Origin of the sequence: Antarcticimicrobium sp. (assembly GCF_029212575.1) — a bacterium.
Classification (GTDB): domain Bacteria; phylum Pseudomonadota; class Alphaproteobacteria; order Rhodobacterales; family Rhodobacteraceae; genus Antarcticimicrobium.
Map to the genome: position 1 here is coordinate 43,864 of NZ_JARGPK010000074.1, position 17,178 is coordinate 61,041.

General features: G+C 67.1%; 17 protein-coding genes and 1 pseudogene. 12 read left to right on the forward strand and 6 right to left on the reverse strand.

Going from position 1 to position 17,178, the window contains the following annotated elements; genetic code table 11:
• Positions 1 to 36 precede the first annotated feature (36 nt).
• From P1U75_RS16425 to P1U75_RS16435, 3 genes are all read left to right on the forward strand, one after another.
• A complete protein-coding gene (locus P1U75_RS16425) occupies positions 37 to 381 on the forward strand; it encodes a hypothetical protein (RefSeq protein ID WP_300245181.1) in 345 nt (114 codons plus the stop codon).
• A gap of 376 nt (positions 382 to 757) precedes the next feature.
• Positions 758 to 961, forward strand: a complete 204-nt coding sequence (locus P1U75_RS16430; protein ID WP_300245182.1) for a hypothetical protein — start codon at positions 758 to 760, stop codon at positions 959 to 961.
• Positions 962 to 1,102: 141 nt separating this feature from the next.
• Positions 1,103 to 3,148: an acetyl/propionyl/methylcrotonyl-CoA carboxylase subunit alpha gene (locus P1U75_RS16435; protein ID WP_300245183.1), complete on the forward strand. Its 2,046-nt coding sequence runs from the start codon at positions 1,103 to 1,105 to the stop codon at positions 3,146 to 3,148.
• A gap of 81 nt (positions 3,149 to 3,229) precedes the next feature.
• On the opposite strand, the gene P1U75_RS16440 is transcribed toward P1U75_RS16435, so the two are convergent.
• Entirely contained in the window at positions 3,230 to 3,679 is a 450-nt protein-coding gene (locus tag P1U75_RS16440; protein ID WP_300245184.1) for a DUF4174 domain-containing protein, read from the reverse strand.
• A 176-nt stretch (positions 3,680 to 3,855) separates the two neighbouring features.
• Here P1U75_RS16440 and P1U75_RS16445 point away from each other — a divergent pair, with 176 nt between their 5' ends.
• The 8 genes from P1U75_RS16445 to P1U75_RS16480 all read left to right on the forward strand — a co-directional run bounded on the left by P1U75_RS16445 (position 3,856) and on the right by P1U75_RS16480 (position 10,716).
• Positions 3,856 to 4,785, forward strand: a complete 930-nt coding sequence (locus tag P1U75_RS16445) for a hypothetical protein (RefSeq protein ID WP_300245186.1) — start codon at positions 3,856 to 3,858, stop codon at positions 4,783 to 4,785.
• On the forward strand, positions 4,748 to 6,877 hold the full coding sequence (gene scpA / locus P1U75_RS16450) for a methylmalonyl-CoA mutase (protein WP_300245188.1): 2,130 nt from the start codon (positions 4,748 to 4,750) through the stop codon (positions 6,875 to 6,877). The genes P1U75_RS16445 and scpA overlap by 38 nt, the downstream gene beginning before the upstream one ends.
• Complete coding sequence (locus P1U75_RS16455) at positions 6,874 to 7,362, forward strand: MAPEG family protein (protein ID WP_300245189.1); 489 nt, start codon at positions 6,874 to 6,876, stop codon at positions 7,360 to 7,362. Before scpA ends, P1U75_RS16455 begins: the two co-directional genes overlap by 4 nt.
• An 85-nt stretch (positions 7,363 to 7,447) precedes the next feature.
• Positions 7,448 to 8,059, forward strand: a complete 612-nt coding sequence (locus P1U75_RS16460) for a VOC family protein (RefSeq protein WP_300245191.1) — start codon at positions 7,448 to 7,450, stop codon at positions 8,057 to 8,059.
• Positions 8,056 to 8,547 carry a GNAT family N-acetyltransferase gene (locus P1U75_RS16465; protein ID WP_300245192.1) on the forward strand — a complete coding sequence of 164 codons (492 nt, stop codon included), beginning with the start codon at positions 8,056 to 8,058 and terminating at the stop codon, positions 8,545 to 8,547. The genes P1U75_RS16460 and P1U75_RS16465 overlap by 4 nt, the downstream gene beginning before the upstream one ends.
• A gap of 41 nt (positions 8,548 to 8,588) precedes the next feature.
• Positions 8,589 to 9,281, forward strand: a complete 693-nt coding sequence (locus P1U75_RS16470) for a molecular chaperone DjiA (protein ID WP_300245193.1) — start codon at positions 8,589 to 8,591, stop codon at positions 9,279 to 9,281.
• Complete coding sequence (locus P1U75_RS16475; RefSeq protein WP_300245194.1) at positions 9,281 to 10,294, forward strand: endonuclease/exonuclease/phosphatase family protein; 1,014 nt, start codon at positions 9,281 to 9,283, stop codon at positions 10,292 to 10,294. Before P1U75_RS16470 ends, P1U75_RS16475 begins: the two co-directional genes overlap by 1 nt.
• Before the next feature lie 38 nt (positions 10,295 to 10,332).
• Positions 10,333 to 10,716 carry a hypothetical protein gene (locus tag P1U75_RS16480; protein ID WP_300245195.1) on the forward strand — a complete coding sequence of 128 codons (384 nt, stop codon included), beginning with the start codon at positions 10,333 to 10,335 and terminating at the stop codon, positions 10,714 to 10,716.
• Between the two features lie 9 nt (positions 10,717 to 10,725).
• On the opposite strand, the gene P1U75_RS16485 is transcribed toward P1U75_RS16480, so the two are convergent.
• The 3 genes from P1U75_RS16485 to P1U75_RS16495 all read right to left on the reverse strand — a co-directional run bounded on the left by P1U75_RS16485 (position 10,726) and on the right by P1U75_RS16495 (position 14,119).
• Entirely contained in the window at positions 10,726 to 12,282 is a 1,557-nt protein-coding gene (locus tag P1U75_RS16485) for a Ppx/GppA family phosphatase (protein ID WP_300245196.1), read from the reverse strand.
• A gap of 81 nt (positions 12,283 to 12,363) precedes the next feature.
• Positions 12,364 to 13,050 (reverse strand): DnaA/Hda family protein, encoded by a 687-nt coding sequence (locus P1U75_RS16490; RefSeq protein WP_300245197.1) that lies wholly within the window; start codon positions 13,048 to 13,050, stop codon positions 12,364 to 12,366.
• Position 13,051: 1 nt separating this feature from the next.
• Complete coding sequence (locus P1U75_RS16495) at positions 13,052 to 14,119, reverse strand: AI-2E family transporter (protein WP_300245198.1); 1,068 nt, start codon at positions 14,117 to 14,119, stop codon at positions 13,052 to 13,054.
• Positions 14,120 to 14,271: 152 nt separating this feature from the next.
• On the opposite strand from P1U75_RS16495, the gene proS reads away from it, so the two are divergent.
• Positions 14,272 to 15,666 (forward strand): proline--tRNA ligase, encoded by a 1,395-nt coding sequence (gene proS, locus P1U75_RS16500; RefSeq protein WP_300245199.1) that lies wholly within the window; start codon positions 14,272 to 14,274, stop codon positions 15,664 to 15,666.
• A 6-nt stretch (positions 15,667 to 15,672) separates the two neighbouring features.
• Here the strand turns inward: proS and P1U75_RS16505 are convergent, their stop codons facing one another.
• Together P1U75_RS16505 and P1U75_RS16510 are read right to left on the reverse strand one after the other, a co-directional pair.
• Positions 15,673 to 16,056: a hypothetical protein gene (locus P1U75_RS16505; RefSeq protein WP_300245200.1), complete on the reverse strand. Its 384-nt coding sequence runs from the start codon at positions 16,054 to 16,056 to the stop codon at positions 15,673 to 15,675.
• Positions 16,057 to 16,346: 290 nt separating this feature from the next.
• A pseudogene (locus P1U75_RS16510) lies at positions 16,347 to 17,178 on the reverse strand (hypothetical protein); the annotation flags it as partial.

Sequence of the window (17,178 nt, forward strand, 5' to 3'; positions counted from 1 at the left end):
GCCTGCCGCGCCGCGCCCGGACCGGGGGATGCGGTGATGATGAAGCACCGCGGTTTTCCAGGCCGCCTTCCCGGCACCGATTTCCAGTTCATCATCCGTCGCCCCAACCCCAAGGGCGTGACCAGGCTGATCCGGCGCGAGCGTTTCGGCGATCGCCGCCCGGCCGACAAGCGTGCCGACGCCGGGTTTCTGCGGGCGTTGTGGGAGCATTTCGGCGATGCGCCGTTCGAGCGCGGCAACCTCGATGCCGGCCGGCTGAGTTGGCTGTTCGGGCGCGAGGTGATCCCGGCGGAGGACCCCTTTGATCCCGAGAGTTACGAGGCGCTGCTGCTGATCGACATCGCCGCCGCGCGAGCCGGTTTTCCCGAGGTGTTCGAATGAGCATCGGCGGGGTCTTGCGCGTACCGGCCCGGAACCGGCGAAATCCGGCCCAAACCGGGGCCCGCGCCGGCGCGGGCTTGGCCTGGGGCCGGACCTGCGGCAGCCTGAACACGGCGCCCTGTGGACCTGTTCACCAGGGTGTCGCGGACCAAATTGTCCGTTCCCCTTCCTGTTCCGGGCAGGTGCAGGCGCATGGCGCCGGCCTGCCCGTTTTCTTTTTTGAAAACAATACGCTCTCCCATCGGCGGCGTTTCGCCAAAGGCGCCCCTGCGGCGAATTTGCGCTTGCCCGCGCCCGGGTCTGACGATTTTGATCGGCGGCAACACGGCGCGAACCTGGGCGCGAACCTGGTCGCGCAACGAGAAGGAGCGGTGACATGCGGGCGGAACGGATTTTCCTGGCACTGGCGGCTTGCGTGGGTCTTGCGGCCTGCGGCGACGACCCGGTCGAACAGGTTCTTTACGGCGCGGGTGCGGGGTATCTCGGGGCGGCCGCGCTCGACACCAACCGCGGTGTCGGGGCGGCGGCGGGGGCCGCGGCCAACCTGCTGTATTGCCAGGAGCACCCCGAGGACTGCTGAGCCGGGCCTGCGCCTGCGCCTGCATCCGATCCCATCCCGGCCCCTTTGCGGGCCGATCCGAATCCAACCGAACATCGGACCGGGCCACAGCGCCCGGCCCGGCGTTTCGCGTGCCAGACACCCAAGAACGAAGGACAAGACATGTTCAACAAGATCCTGATCGCCAACCGGGGCGAAATTGCCTGCCGCGTAATCAAGACCGCCCGCAAGATGGGGATCGGCACGGTCGCGGTCTATTCCGACGCCGACAAGCACGCGCTGCACGTGGAGATGGCAGATGAGGCGGTGCACATCGGCCCGCCGCCGGCCAACCAATCCTATATCGTGATCGACAAGATCATGGAGGCGATCCGGGCGACCGGCGCCAAGGCGGTGCACCCCGGCTATGGCTTCCTGTCCGAGAACCCGAAATTCGCCCAGGCGCTGGAGGCCGAGGGCGTGGCCTTCGTCGGCCCCCCGGTCAAGGCGATCGAGGCGATGGGCGACAAGATCACCTCGAAGAAGATCGCGCAGGAGGCCGGCGTCTCGACCGTGCCCGGCTATATGGGATTGATCGCGGATGCCGACGAGGCGGTGAAAATCTCGGGCGAGATCGGCTATCCGGTGATGATCAAGGCCTCAGCCGGCGGTGGCGGCAAGGGCATGCGCGTCGCCTGGACCGACGAAGAGGCGCGCGAAGGCTTCCAAAGCTCCAAGAACGAGGCGGCCAACAGCTTTGGCGATGACCGCATCTTCATCGAGAAATTCGTGACCCAGCCGCGCCATATCGAGATCCAGGTGCTTTGCGACAGCCATGGCAACGGTGTCTATCTGGGCGAGCGGGAATGTTCGATCCAGCGCCGCAACCAGAAGGTGGTCGAAGAGGCCCCGAGCCCGTTTCTCGACGAGGCGACACGCCGCGCGATGGGCGAACAGGCCGTGGCCCTGGCGCAGGCGGTGGATTACGCCAGCGCCGGCACGGTGGAATTCATCGTCGATGGCGACAAGAACTTCTATTTTCTCGAAATGAACACCCGGCTTCAGTTGGAGCACCCGGTGACCGAGATGATCACCGGCGTCGACCTGGTGGAGCAGATGATCCGCGTCGCCGCTGGTGAAAAACTGTCGTTCACCCAGGACGATTTGAAGCTGACCGGCTGGGCGATCGAGAACCGGCTCTATGCCGAGGATCCCTATCGCAATTTCCTGCCCTCGATCGGGCGGCTCACCCGCTATCGCCCGCCGGTCGAGATGGCCGCCGGCCCGCTGCTGACCAACGGCAAATGGCAGGGCGAGGCCGCCGCGGGCGAGACCGCTGTGCGCAATGATACCGGCGTCTATGAGGGCGGCGAGATCAGCATGTATTACGACCCGATGATCGCCAAGCTTTGTACCTGGGCGCCGACCCGGGCGCAGGCGATCGAGGCGATGCGCGATGCGCTGGACCGGTTCGAGGTCGAAGGTATCGGCCATAACCTGCCGTTCCTCAGCGCGGTGATGGATCACCCGAAGTTCGTCTCCGGTGACATGACCACCGCCTTTATCGCCGAGGAATATCCCGACGGCTTCGAGGGCGTCGAACTGCCGGAGCTTGCGCTGCGCCAGATCGCCGCCAGCGCGGCCGCGATGCACCGGGTCGCCGAGATCCGGCGCAGCCGGGTGTCGGGGCGGATGGACAACCACGAACGCCACGTCGGCGAAGACTGGGTCGTGGCCCTCCAAGGTCGGTCCTATCCGTTGACGGTGGTCGCCGATCATCAGGGATCAACGGTGAAATTCGAGGATGGCAGCAGCCACCGGGTGGCCAGCAACTGGACCCCGGGCGATCAACTCGCCGAGATCGATGTCGATGGCGATACACTTGTGCTCAAGGTGGGCAAGATCACCCAGGGTTTCCGCATCCGCAGCCGGGGCGCCGACCTCAAGGTGCATGTGCGCAACCCGCGCCAGGCCGAACTGGCTGCGCTGATGCCTGAAAAGATGCCGCCCGACACCTCGAAACTTCTGCTGTGCCCGATGCCCGGCCTGATCGTGAAGGTCAACGTCGAGGTCGGCGAGGAGGTGCAGGAGGGGCAGCCGCTTTGCACGGTGGAAGCGATGAAGATGGAGAACATCCTGCGGGCCGAGCGCAGCGGCGTTGTCTCCAAGATCAACGCCGGGGCCGGCGACAGCCTCGCCGTGGACGACGTGATCATGGAATTCGAGTAAGGCCGGACCAGGCGGAGGCGTGAAAACGGTGACGGCGCAGACCCAGATCGAATTGGTCGACCAGCCCCGGATGGGGAACCGCTATTGCGACTCGCGCCGTTCCTCGACCTCGCGCAGGCGCATCGGCGTCTTGTCGATGGTGCGGGTGATCTCGCGCACGCTGTACGGGAACGGTTTGCGCAGCATGACCGAGCCGTCCTTGTCGATCAGCACGAACTGGAACCCGCGCGGGTGCAACTGCTGGCGCGCCGGGTTTCGGGCCGAGGGATCGGTATCGGTGAGCACCACCACGTCGCGGTCTCTCAGGCGCTCGGCCTCGGAGGTCAGCTTGTCGAGCTGTTCCTGGAACCGCGGGTCGGCCGGAGTGTCGGCAAACACGATGATCGGCCGGTTAATCCACAAGAAGGTGCTCAACTCGGTGTCGCCGGCGGGGTGGATCAATGCGGCTTCCGCCGTTGCCGTGCCGTCAGCCGCCCAGACGGAAACCGGCAAGAGGGCTGACAGAACAATGGCTAAGATACGTGGGGTCATGCGGTCTCCTGTCTGGTCGAATATAGGTGGACCCGGCAGGAAAGCGAATGGCGATTTCCCGCAAGAGGCCAAAAACTGCGGTGTTAATCGCTTTGTCAGGGGTGGGGGCGATGATCGGTCCGTGACCCGAGGGGCCGCCGGCTGGCGCGGCCCGGAGACAAAGGACCGGCACGGCGATGGACGTTGTATTGCATATCGGCGCGCATCTGTGCGCCACTTCCACCTTTCAGGATTACCTTTCCCGCAACCACGCGGCGCTGTCTGCGGCGGGCTGCGCGGTCTGGGGACCGCGGCGGACCCGAAGTGCCCTGTTCGCGGGGCTCCTGGCAGGGGGGGCGCCGCCGCCATCCGGGGCGGTGGAGCGTGCCATTGGCCGCATCGGCCTGACTCTCGCCAGGCAGTCCGGCGAGGGAACGCGGCACCTGATCGTGACCGATCCGGACATCATGGGGACTGTGCGCGCCAACCTGCGGCTGGGCAGGCTTTACTGCGGGGTGGGCGAGCGGATCGCGCGGCTGGCGCGGGCGTTCGACGGCTACCCGTTGCGGGTGGTGCTGAACATCCGGGTGCTCGACGCCTATTGGGCCTCGGCGCTGGCGCAGGGGATCACGCGCGGGCTGGGGCTGCCGGCGGGGCAGGGGCTTGCGCATCTGGCGCAGGGTCGGTCCGGCTGGCGCGAGGTGGTGGAGGCGGTGGCCTGCGCCATGCCCGGAGCGCAGGTGACCGTGCTGCCCTTCGAGAGCTTCGGCGGCAGTCCCGAGGCGCAGCTGCAACAGATGGTGCCCTTTTCCGTCCCGGCGCAGCACACCCGGTGCCGGATCAACGCCACGCCCCGCCTGCCCGAACTGCGGGCCTGGCTAGGGCGCGAGGCGGTGGCGCTGCCGGAGGGATCCGGCCGCTGGCAGCCGTTCTCCGAGGCGCAGGGCGAGGCCCTGCGAGAGGCCTATTCAGACGACATCATGTGGCTGGCGGGCGGGGCGAATGGCCTCGCCCGGCTGGCCCGCGACCCGGACAAGACACAGGCGGGCTCCGCCCCGCCGCAATCCGACCTGACAAGAGGAAGACGCGATGAGCAACAAGACCGACGACTGGCGGGCACTGGCTGAGAAAGAGCTGCGCGGCCGCCCGTTGGAAGAGCTGGACTGGACCACGCTGGAAGGCATCAAGGTCAAGCCACTCTATTCCGAAGAGGACACCGGCGATCTGCCCCACATGGGCACGCTGCCGGGCTTTGCCCCTTTCACCCGTGGCGTCAAGGCGACGATGTACGCCGGGCGCCCCTGGACCATCCGGCAATACGCCGGGTTTTCCACGGCGGAGGAATCCAACGCCTTTTACCGCCGCAACCTGGCCGCTGGTCAGCAGGGCGTCTCGGTCGCCTTCGACCTGGCCACCCACCGCGGCTATGACAGCGATCATCCGCGCGTGGTGGGCGATGTCGGCAAGGCGGGCGTGGCCATCGACAGCGTCGAGGACATGAAGATCCTGTTCGACGGCATCCCGCTGGACAAGGTGTCGGTCTCGATGACGATGAACGGCGCGGTGATCCCGATCCTGGCCAGCTTCATCGTGACGGGCGAGGAACAGGGCCACGACAAATCGCTGCTCGCGGGGACCATCCAGAACGACATTCTCAAGGAGTTCATGGTCCGCAACACCTATATCTATCCGCCCGAACCCTCGATGAAGATCATCTCGGACATCATCGAATACACCTCGAACGAGATGCCGAAATTCAACTCGATCTCGATCTCCGGCTATCACATGCAGGAGGCCGGCGCGAACCTGGTGCAGGAGCTGGCCTATACGCTGGCCGACGGCAAGGAATACGTGAGGGCCGCGATCGAGGCGGGGATGGACGTGGACAAGTTCGCCGGGCGGCTGTCGTTCTTTTTCGCCATCGGCATGAACTTCTTCATGGAGGCGGCCAAGCTGCGCGCCGCGCGGCTGCTCTGGCATCGCATCATGACCGAATTCGGGGCCAAGAACGACCGCTCCAAGATGTTGCGCACCCATTGCCAGACCTCGGGCGTGTCGCTGCAGGAGCAGGACCCCTACAACAACGTGATCCGCACCGCTTACGAGGCGATGAGCGCGGTTCTGGGCGGCACCCAGTCGCTGCACACCAACGCGTTGGACGAGGCGATCGCGCTGCCGACCGATTTCTCGGCCCGGATCGCACGCAACACCCAGCTGATCCTGCAGGAAGAGACCGGGATCACCAATGTGGTCGATCCGCTGGCGGGCTCCTATTACGTCGAAAGCCTGACCGCGCAACTGGCCGAGGAGGCGTGGAAGCTGATCGAGGAGGTCGATGGCATGGGCGGCATGACCAAGGCGGTTGCCTCGGGGATGCCCAAGCTGCGCATCGAGGAATCGGCCGCCCGTCGCCAGGCGATGATCGACCGCGGCCAGGAGGTGATCGTCGGCGTCAACAAGTACCGCAAGGACAAGGAGGATCCGATCGACATCCTCGACGTCGACAACGTCGCGGTGCGCGAAAGCCAGATCGCCCGGCTGGAAAAGATTCGCGCGAGCCGTGACGACGCCGCCTGTAACGCGGCGCTGGCCGAACTGACCCGGCGCGCGACAGAGGGGGGTAATCTGCTGGAGGCGGCGGTCGAGGCCGCGCGCGCCCGCGCAACTGTTGGGGAAATCAGCATGGCAATGGAAAAGGAATTCGGCCGTCACCGCGCCGAGGTCAAGACCCTGGCGGGTGTCTACGGCGCCGCCTACGAGGGCGACGAAGGCTTTGCCGCGATCCAGAAATCGGTCGAGCAATTCGCCGAGGAAGAGGGGCGGCGTCCGCGCATGCTGGTGGTCAAGATGGGCCAGGACGGCCACGACCGCGGCGCCAAGGTGATCGCCACCGCCTTTGCCGATATCGGCTTCGACGTGGACGTGGGGCCGCTGTTCCAGACCCCGGACGAGGCGGCGCAGGACGCCATCGACAACGACGTGCATGTGATCGGCATCTCGTCCCAGGCGGCGGGGCACAAGACGCTGGCGCCGCAGCTGGTTCAGGTGCTCAAGGATCAGGGCGCGGGGGATATCATCGTGATCTGCGGCGGTGTTATTCCGCAGCAGGACTACCAGTTCCTCTATGACAACGGGGTCAGCGCGATCTTTGGTCCCGGCACCAATATTCCGCACGCGGCGCAGGATATCCTGCGCCTGATCCGCGAGGCGCGGGGGTGACACCCCGGCGCCGGATGATCCTGATCGGCATGGCCGCCGGCGCCCTCTGGGCGCTGGCGGTGGTGTTTGCGCCGTCGCAGCTGGGCCTGCCCTACCTGCCCGCCGCGGCGGCGCTTCCGGGGGCCTTTCTGCCGCCGGGGCTGGTGCTGGCGGCGATGATCGGGCGGCTGGCGGCGCGGCGGTTCTTCGACGACGATCTGATCGACGGCGCCGATCCGGTGCCGGGCTCGCCCGCCTGGGTCGACCAAAAGGTGCTGGGCAACACGTTGGAGCAACTGGCGCTGGCGCTGGCGGTCTGGCCGTTCGCGGCGCTGACGCTGGGCGGCGCGGTGGCGATCGCGCTGGGCCTGTCGTTTGCGCTGATGCGGCTTGTGTTCTGGATCGGCTATCGCCTGTCGCCGCCTCTGCGCGGCCTTGGCTTTGCCGGCACCTTCTATCCGACCGTGCTGGCCGGGGTCTGGGCGCTGGTGTATTGGGCGGTTTAAGGGCCATTTCGTACGATCCGGCGCCGGGGCTTGCCCGGCCCCGGGACGCCGCCTAGGGTTGGCCGCGACAATGGCGGAGGCGGGCATGGAGCTGGATCACATCGCGGTCTCGGGCGAGACGCTGGAAGAGGCCACGGCGGCGGTCGAGGCGGCGCTGGGCGTGCCGATGGGGCTGGGCGGGCAGCATGATGTCTTCATCACCCATAATCGGCTGCTGGGGCTGGCGGACGGGCTCTATCTCGAGGCGATTGCCGCCGATCCGACCCGCCCCGCGCCCGATCGGCCGCGCTGGTTCGACCTGGACAGTTTCGCAGGACCCGCGCGGCTGACCAACTGGATCTGCCGCTGCGATGATCTCGACGCACTGCTGGCCGCATTGCCGGTGCAGGCCGGCGCGCCGGTGGCGCTGAGCCGGGGCGATCTGCGCTGGCGCATGGCGGTGCCGGCGGATGGCAAGCTGCCCTATGACAACCTGTTTCCGCCGCTGATCCAGTGGCAATGCGATCTTCACCCGGCGGGGATGCTGCCGCCCTCGGGCTGCAGGCTGCGCCGGTTGGTGGTGGCGCACCCGGAGGCGGTGGCGCTGCGCGACCTGCTGGCGCCGCATCTGGCCGATCCCCGCGTAGAGTTCGAACCGGGCGCGCCGGCGCTCAGCGCCGAGTTCGACACGCCGCACGGGGCGCGGGTGCTGCGGTGAGGCTGCGTCAGGCGCGGGCGGCGGATGCCGGGGCGATCTGTGCCATCGCCAACCCGATCATCCGCGATACGCTGATCACCTTCACCACCGAGCAGAAGACGCCCGAGGGCGTTGCCGCCGAGATCGCCGCGCGCGGTCCGGCCTACCTTGTGGGCGAGGTCGATGGGCGGGTCCTGGGCTTTGCCAGCTATGGTGGGTTCCGCGCCGGTCCCGGCTATGCCCGCAGCGCCGAGCACAGCATCCAGCTTGCCCCGCAGGCGCGCGGGCGGGGGATGGGCCGGGCGTTGATGGCGCGGCTGGCCGAGGTGGCGGCGGAAAACGGCGTGCATGTGCTGCTGGCGGGCATCAGTGGCGCCAATCCGGATGGCATCGCCTTTCACGCGGCGCTGGGATTTGCCGAGGTGGGGCGCCTGCCCGAGGTGGGATACAAGGCCGGGCGCTGGCTGGACCTTGTGCTGATGCAGAAAATCCTTCAGACCCCCGAATAAGCCGTACCTGACTCTCCCCCACAGGCGGGGTAAACTGACCCATGTCGATCTGGACCCGCATATCCGATGCGCTGACCGCGCTGCGCCAGGGCGAAGGCCTGACGCAGGTGTTCGACAGGCTGCGCACCCCGCCCGAACGCAGCGTCGCCTTTGCCATCGCGGTGATCGCGCTGGGCGCCAAGATGGCCAAGGCCGACGGGCAGGTCACGCGCGACGAGGTGACCGCGTTCCGCGAGGTGTTCCAGATTGCCCAAACCGACGAGGCGGGGGCGGCGCGGGTCTTCAACATGGCGCGCACCGATGTGGCGGGCTACCGCGAGTACGCCCAGCGCATCCGCCGCATGTTCGACAAGGATCGCCAGGCGCTGTGTTACCTGATGGAGGGGTTGTTCCACATCGCCATGGCCGACGGGTTCTTTCACCCCGGCGAGAATGATTTCCTGGAGGATGTGGCCGGGATCTTCGGGTTGAAACCGGCCGAGTTCCATGCGCTCAAGGCGCGGTTCGTCCCCGATGCGGAGCCCGACCCCTATGCGATTCTTGGCGTGGAGCCGGGCACGCCGCTGCCCGAGGTGCGCCAGGCCGGGCGCCGCCTGGTGCGTGAATGTCACCCCGACCGGATGATCGCGCGCGGCGTCCCGCAGGAGGCGATCCGGCTGGCCGAGAAGCGCATGGCCGACATCAACCGCGCCTGGGACGAGATCAACGGCGACACCCACGGCAACACCGGCTGATGCGGCTGGCGACCTATAACGTCGAATGGTTCGCCAACCTGTTCGACAACGAGGATCAGCTTGTCGTCGATGACGGCTGGTCCGGGCGCGAGGGGGTGACGCGCGCCCAGCAGATCGAGGCGCTGGGCAAGGTCTTTACCGCGCTGGAGGCCGATGCGGTGATGATCGTGGAGGCGCCCAACACCGGGCGACGGCAGGATACCGTCGCCGCGCTGGAGGGGTTCGCCCGCGCCTTCGATTTGCGCCAGCGGCGGGCGGTGATCGGTTTCGCCAACGAGACCCACCAGGAGCTCGCGCTGCTGTACGACCCGGACAAGATCACCGTGCGGCACGATCCCCGGGGCGAGGAGACCGGCAAGAAGGGCAGCAAGGATGCGCCGCGCTTTGACGGTGTGTTCCGGATCGATCTGGACAATGACGGAACCGAGGATCTGGTGGTGTTTTCCAAGCCGCCGCTGGAACTGGTCGCCGAGACCGCCTCGGGCACCCGGTTGCGGCTGATCGGGGCGCATCTGAAGTCGAAGGCGCCGCATGGCGGAGGCAGCCGCGACCAGATGCTGCGCAGCGCCATCGAGAACCGGCGCAAGCAACTGGCGCAGGCGATCTGGCTGCGCGCCCGGATCGAGGCGCATCTGGCGGAGGGCGACTCGGTGATCCTGCTGGGCGATCTCAACGACGGGCCCGGGCTGGACGAGTTCGAGGATCTGTTCGGCCATTCCTCGGTCGAGGTGCTGCTGGGCGAGGACATGTATGACCCGCACGCGCGGCAGGCGTTCCAGACCCGCGCCCTCTCGGTGCCCACCACCGCCCGGTTCCACCTGCAGGAGCAGGGCAGATACCTGCAGGCGTTGCTGGATTACATCATGGTGTCGCAGGATCTGATGTCGCGGCGTCCGTCCTGGCGGATCTGGCATCCGTTCGAGGACGAGGCCTGCTGGTCGTTCAAGGAGTTGCACGAGGCGCTGCTGACCGCCTCGGACCATTTCCCTGTGACGCTGGATATCGACATCTGACCCTTACGCACGCCGCGTGCGATCCCTATATTGGCAATATGAAACACGCCCGCGCCTTTGCCCTGACTTTCGCCCTTGTCGCCCCTGCTGCCCCCGCGCTGGCGCAGGAAGAGGACAACGGGCCGTCGATGATGGAGCAGGGGTTGCAGCTGTTCATGGAGGGGCTGCGGCAGGAAATGGCGCCGGCCGTCAAGGATCTGCGCGGCTTTGCCGAACGGGCCGGGCCGTCGATGCGCAGCTTTTTCCAGGAGATGGGGCCGGCGCTGGCCGAGATGATGGACGAGGTTCAGGACTGGACCCGCTATTACCCGCCCGAGATGCTGCCCAATGGCGACATCCTCATTCGCCGCCGGCCGGAGCCCGGGGACGACCCGGCGCCGGAGGAAAAGGAAGACCCGCCCGTCGGGCCGACCGATATCTGATATGAGGCCTCAGTCGCGCGGCTTGACGCTGACCGCCGCGTTCAGGGTTTGCGCCAGCGACATCAGGCGCGCCTCGGCCACCTCGCCATAGAGCGGGCGGGCGTCGTCCGGCAGGATCAGGTCGAGACGGCGCTTTTTCGCAACCCAGTTCAGGTGGCCCATGTCGGCATCGGGTTTCATCACCAGCATGGCGCCGAAGCGCATTGCCTTGCCCAGGATCTCGGCCTGTTTCTGCTCCTGCTCGTCCAGCAGGCCGTAGAGCGGCGCGAAGCGGGCGCCTTCGCGCTTGTTGCGGTAGCGATGCTGCAGGGCGAGGCCGAGGAATACCCGTTCGGAGTGTTTCATTCCGCCCAGGTTGGCCCGCGTGGCATAATCGAAACAGACCTCGGCGCGGTAGTCGGGATGGGCGCGCCAGCTGACGTCGTGCAGCAGGCAGGCGGCCTTGATCAGCCGCACCTGCGCCGGCGGCGCCTTGGCGAAGAGCGGCATGACAAAGCGGAACAGCGTCTTGCCGAAGCCGGGCAGGCGGGAATCCTTGTCCTCGGCGAAATAGCAGGCCTCGATCAGAGGGTCGCGGTCGCGCAACCGCTGCGGCATCTGCTCGTAAAGCAGACCCTCGCGTATGCCATAGCTGGAGATGGCGATGTCCTTGGGCTTGAAACAGCGCACCAGTCGATTCAGCACGTCGATCGCGTAGGGCACCAGCGCCATCCGCGCCGAGGAGACCCCGGCCTCGCCGCGCAGGGCCTCCAGATCGCTGGTCTCGATGAACTTCGCGGTGTCGCGCACCGATTTGGCGGTCATCCGGTATTCGTGCAGCACCTTGAGCGGGTAGCCGCGCCGCGTCATGTCGATCCGGGCGATGGCGCGCCAGCTGCCGCCGACCAGGAACAGCCGGTCGCGTTGCGGGCCCATGCGCTCTTTCAGATCCTCCAGCACCGTCTTGATATGCGCCTTGCGGCCGCGCCGCCCGCCCTTGATGTCGCGCAGTTTCAGCGGCCCCAGCGGCGAGGTCAGGCGACGGCCGACGCGGCCGCCGGAAATCTCGGCCAGTTCCATCGATGAGCCGCCGATATCGCAGACCAGCCCGTAGGAGCCGGGCCAGCCCAGCAGCACCCCCTGGGCGGAGAGCCGGGCCTCCTCCTCGCCGTCGATGACCCAGAGCTTGAGTCCGGTGGCGCGCTGGACCTCGTCGCAGAACTCCGGCCCGTCCCTGGCGTCGCGCACGGCGGCGGTGGCGACCGCCGAGAGCGGCGGCAGGCCCATCCCCTCGGCGAGGTGCTGGAACCGATGCAGCGCGGCCAGCGCCCGGACCCGGCCCTCGGGGTTCAGACGGCCGGTTTCCGATTGGCCGGCGCCCAGCCCGCACATGATCTTTTCGTTGTAGAAGTACGCCGGCGAGCGGGCGGCGCCGTCGAACACCACCAGCCGGACCGAGTTCGAGCCGACATCGACGACGCCGACCCGGGACAGGGCCCGCGCGCTGGGATCGTTGAAAAGCGGGCGGCCGAAGGGCCCCCATTCGTGCGGGTCGGGCTGCGGGGCGGCGTTCGGGTCGGGGGTCATGGCGTCCCTTGGCAGATGTTCGGTTCAGGATGCGGGATCGGGTCTGGCGGGTCAATCGCGGCGGCAAGGGTCCGCCGGGCGCTAGGGCGTCTCGTCCGGCGAGGCGCGGTCCAGCAGGCGGGCCGCCAGCGCGCGGGTCAGGGTGCGCCCCTCGGCCAGCGCGAGCCGGTCGAGCCGATCGACGATCTGCCCGGCGGCGGCAAAGCTGCGGTCCATGCGGGTAATCAGATAGGGGATCACGTCCGGTTTCGGGGCCAGTTGCCGGTCGGCGAAAAGCTTGGCCAAGACCGCCGACAACAGCGCGTCATCCGGGGGATCGAGCGCGGCGTGCTGCGCCGCCTGCACCCGGCTTTGCAGATCGGGCAGGCTGAGCCGCCACAGCGCCGGGTCCAGCCGTCCGGTCAGCAGCAGCGCGCGCCGCTCGCTCAGCATCAGGTTGTAGAGGTGGAACAGCGCCTTTTGCGCGTCGAGGTCGGTGGCGATCCCGGGCACGTCCTCGACCGCGACGGGCCCGGCGGCCAGTCGCGGCACATCGGCCTCGCGCAGGCTGCGGGCCGGGATGATCCGCGCACCAGTGCGCGCGGCCCAGACATGCGCCAGGTGCGTCTTGCCCGATCCGGCCGGTCCGCTCAGCACCAGCCGGCCGCCGGGCCAGGGTGTCGCGCTTTCGATCATCGCCACGGCCACCGCGTTGGCGGGAGAGACAAAGAAATCCTCGCGCCCCAGGGCCTGCCGGACCGGCAGATCGAAGCTCAGCTGTTCGGCCATGTCAGTCGTCGTCCTGGTCCGTGATGCCCATGTAGAGGCGGCTTTCGCGGTATTGGGCCATGCCGAACCGTGCCAGAACCCCGAGGGCCGCGGCGACCGGCACCGCCACCAGCATGCCGACGAAGCCGAAGACCGAGCCGAAGACCGAGAGCGCAAGGATCAGCCAGACCGGGTGCAGACCGACTGATTTGCCCACCAGTTTCGGGGTCAGGTAATTGCCCTCGGCCAGTTGCCCGACCTGGAAGATCACCGCAACGATCACGATCCACCACCATTCGCCCCAGAACTGGAACAGCGCCAGCCCGATGGCGAGGGCGCCGCCGACGAGGGCCCCGACATAGGGAATGAAGGTCAGGACGCCGGCGACGAAACCGACCACGAGGCCGAACTGCAGCCCGATCAGCATCAGCGCCACGGCGTAATAGGTGCCCAGGATCAGGCAGACCGTGCCCATGCCACGCACGAAGGAGGACAGCGTCTTGTCGATCTCTTTGGCCAGTTGGCGGATCACCGGCGCGTGATCGCGCGGCAAGAGCTCGTCGAGCCCGGCGATCATGTTGTCCCAGTCCAACAGGAGATAGACGGCCACCACCGGCGCGATGACGAAAACCAGGACCAGGTTGACGATCGAGACCGCCGAACTCAGCATCGTGTTCAGCAGCTCGCCGCCCTTGGAGCGGATCGTCTCGCCCAGTGAGTCGAGCGACTGGCGCAGGGTCGAATCCGGCTCGACCAGTGAGGGGAACCGTTCGGTCAGAAAGGTCTGCAGATCGTGGAACAGCTTGGGGGCGATGTTGATCAGCTCGACCGCCTGGCTGATCAGGGTCGGGATGACCAGCAGGGCCAGCACCACGAAGATCAACACGCCAAGAACCGAGATGATCGCGGTGGCCAGAGGCCGGGAACATCCCGCGCGTTCCAGCCGGTCGGCGGCCGGGTCGAGAAAATAGGCGATCGCCCCGCCCAGCACGAAGGGCAGCAGCACGTCGCCGAGAAACCACAGCACAAGCGCGGTCGCCACCAGGGCGATGCCCCAATATCTGAGCTGGTCCCGGACCGGAAGTGCCATGCGCGCCCCTTTTGTGCCTGTCTTTCCTTGGCCCATCGGGAACGGTGTTGCAAGGCCCGCGATGGCGGCGTGGCGAGACCGCCTTGCCGATTGCCTGCCCGCGCCGATTGGCTTAGACCCTGCAAAACACCGTCATCCGGAAGGGACCACAGATGCGCCTGAGCCGCTACTTCCTGCCTGTTCTGAAAGAAAACCCCGCCGAGGCCCAGATCGTCAGCCACCGGCTGATGCTGCGCGCCGGAATGATCAAGCAAGCCAGCGCCGGGATCTATTCCTGGCTGCCGCTGGGGTTCAAGGTGCTGCGCAACCTCGAGCGCATCGTGCACGAGGAGCAGGTGCGCGCCGGCCATATCCCGATGCTGATGCCGACGCTGCAATCGGCCGACCTGTGGCGGGAATCGGGGCGCTACGACGATTACGGCGAAGAGATGCTGCGCCTGTCCGACCGGCACGGGCGCGACATGCTTTACGGCCCGACCAACGAAGAGCTGATCACCGATATCTTCCGGTCGCATGTCAGCAGCTACAAGGATCTGCCGCTGACCCTTTATCACATCCAGTGGAAATTCCGCGACGAGATCCGCCCCCGCTTTGGCGTGATGCGCGGGCGCGAATTCTACATGAAGGACGGCTACAATTTCGACCTGACGAAAGAGGACGCGCTGCACGCCTATAATCGCCACCTGGTCAGCTACCTGCGCACCTATGAGCGGATGGGGTTGCAGGCGATCCCGATGCGCGCCGACAGCGGCCCGATCGGCGGCGACAACACCCATGAATTCCTGGTGCTGGCCGAGACCGGCGAATCGGAGGTGTTCTATGACAGCACGGTGACCGACATCCGCCTGGGCGACCGCGAGATCGACTATGACGACAAGGCGCAGTGCCAGGCGGTGATGGAGGAGTTCACCGCGCTCTACGCCCGCACCGACGAAACCCATGACGCGGCGGTCTTTGCGCAGGTGCCGCAGGACCGCCAGCGCAGCGCGCGCGGCATCGAGGTTGGGCAGATCTTCTACTTCGGGACCAAGTATTCCGAGCCGATGGGCGCCACCGTGCAGGGGCCGGACGGCAAGCCGGTGCCGGTGCACATGGGCAGCCATGGCATCGGGGTGAGCCGCCTGCTGGGCGCCATCATCGAGGCCAGCCATGACGACAGGGGCATCATCTGGCCCGAGGGGGTGACGCCGTTCCACTGCGGGATCGTCAACCTCAAGCAAGGAGATGACGCGACCGATGCGGCCAGCAACCAGATCTACGCCGCGCTCTCGGCCGCGGGGCTGGAGCCGCTTTATGACGATACCACCGAGCGCGCCGGCGGCAAGTTCGCCACCATGGACCTGATCGGCCTGCCGTGGCGGATCACCGTCGGGCCGCGCGGGCTGAAGAACGGGGTGGTGGAACTGACCAGCCGCCGCAGCGGCGAGAGTGTGGAGCTCAGCCCGGAAGAGGCGGTGAAGAAGGTGGCCGGGATCTATGCCCCGCATCACCGCGCCGGCGCCCATTGGGAGCCGATGGCGCGGCAGTCGTTTCACACCTGGCTGTAGCGGGTCTCAGACCGGGCGGGGGGCAGGGCGGCACAGCTCGCCGCCACCGGCCTGGCCGGGCAGCGGGCGCACCGCCGGGCGGCCCAGCCGCGCGACCAGATCCCTGAGCCCGGCGCCGAGAAAGCGCATCGAACAGATGCAGGCGCCGTCCGGGCAGGAGGTCAGGCACAGCCGCCCGTCGCGAAAACCCAGCGCATAGCCGTGCCGGGCGAGGGCGCGGTTCAGCCCCTCCCAACTGGAGGCGCGGGCGATCAGCGGGTGCAGCCAACAGCGCAGGAGGGCGGCCGTTTCACTGTCGATGGGGGGGCAGTCGAGGTCGCGCATCGGGGCGAAACCATCGGCGGGCTGCATCCGCACCTGGGCGGGCTGCATGGCCGGGGTCGGGCTCATAGTCATCTCCATTCCCTAATCCTGACCCCCCAGGTTCGGTTTTGGAAAGCTCGCAAGAGCTGGCGCACCAAGCGATAAATACAAGCTAATTCTGTATATTGTGGGATTTAATTAAGGCAAATTGTGGCGCCGTGGGTACGTTTCTCATGCAGATTGTCCACAGCACGTGGCGCGGCCCGGATCAGACTAGACCGCGAAGTGCGAAGGCCAGCAAAGCCAGCAGGCCGACCGTGTTCAGGCCTGCATAGGCCAGCGCGGTGCGCCTGCGCAACGGGAGGCGGGAGAGCCATCTAGTCATAGCTGAACCTTTCCGACAGGATGTTCCGCGACGGGACGCCGAGGCCGATCAGCGCATCCTCCGCCGCCTCCAGCATTGGCGGCGGGCCGCAGAGCAGGTAGAGCCACTGGCGGTGCTCGGGGCTCCCGAAGTGGGCGCGCAGCAGGTCGGGCGTGACCATTCCGGTTGCCCCCTGCCATCCTTCAGGCGGCTCGCTCAGAATATGGATCAGGCGGGTGCCGTGGTCACGGGCCATCGCCTCGAGTTCTGCGCGGCAGGCGATCTGCTCCTCGGTGCGGTTGCCGTAGATCAGCGTGGTGGGGCGTTGGTCGCCGCGCGCGCGCAATTCGCGCAGGATGCTTAGCATCGGCGCGATGCCCACTCCGCCCGCGACAAGCGCGATACCCGGGGCATCGTGGTCGGTGACGGTCAGGTGCCCATGTGGACCGTCGAGATAGGCGCGGCTGCCGGGTTTGATCTGACCGATGGTGCAGGTGAAATCGCCCAGTTCCTTGATCAGGAAGCGGACCTCTGGCGCGGTTGAGGGCGCGGAACTGATCGAAAAGGGGTTTTCCCGGGGTCCGAAGGGGCTGGTGCGGATATTCAGCCAGGCGAACTGCCCGGCGCTGTAGGGAAAGGCGAAAGCGCGCGCGGGATGCAGCGCCACCTCCCAGGTCCGCAGGGCCACGGGCGTGACCGAGCTTACCCGCCAGGGGTGGCGCAGCTGGGCCAGCGGGGTCAGGACGTAGACATAGATCAGCGCGAAGAGCGCGACGCCCAGCAGCACCAGCCACAGATAGCCCATCGACGGATCGGCGCTGTAGCGTCCTGCACGCAGGGCGTGC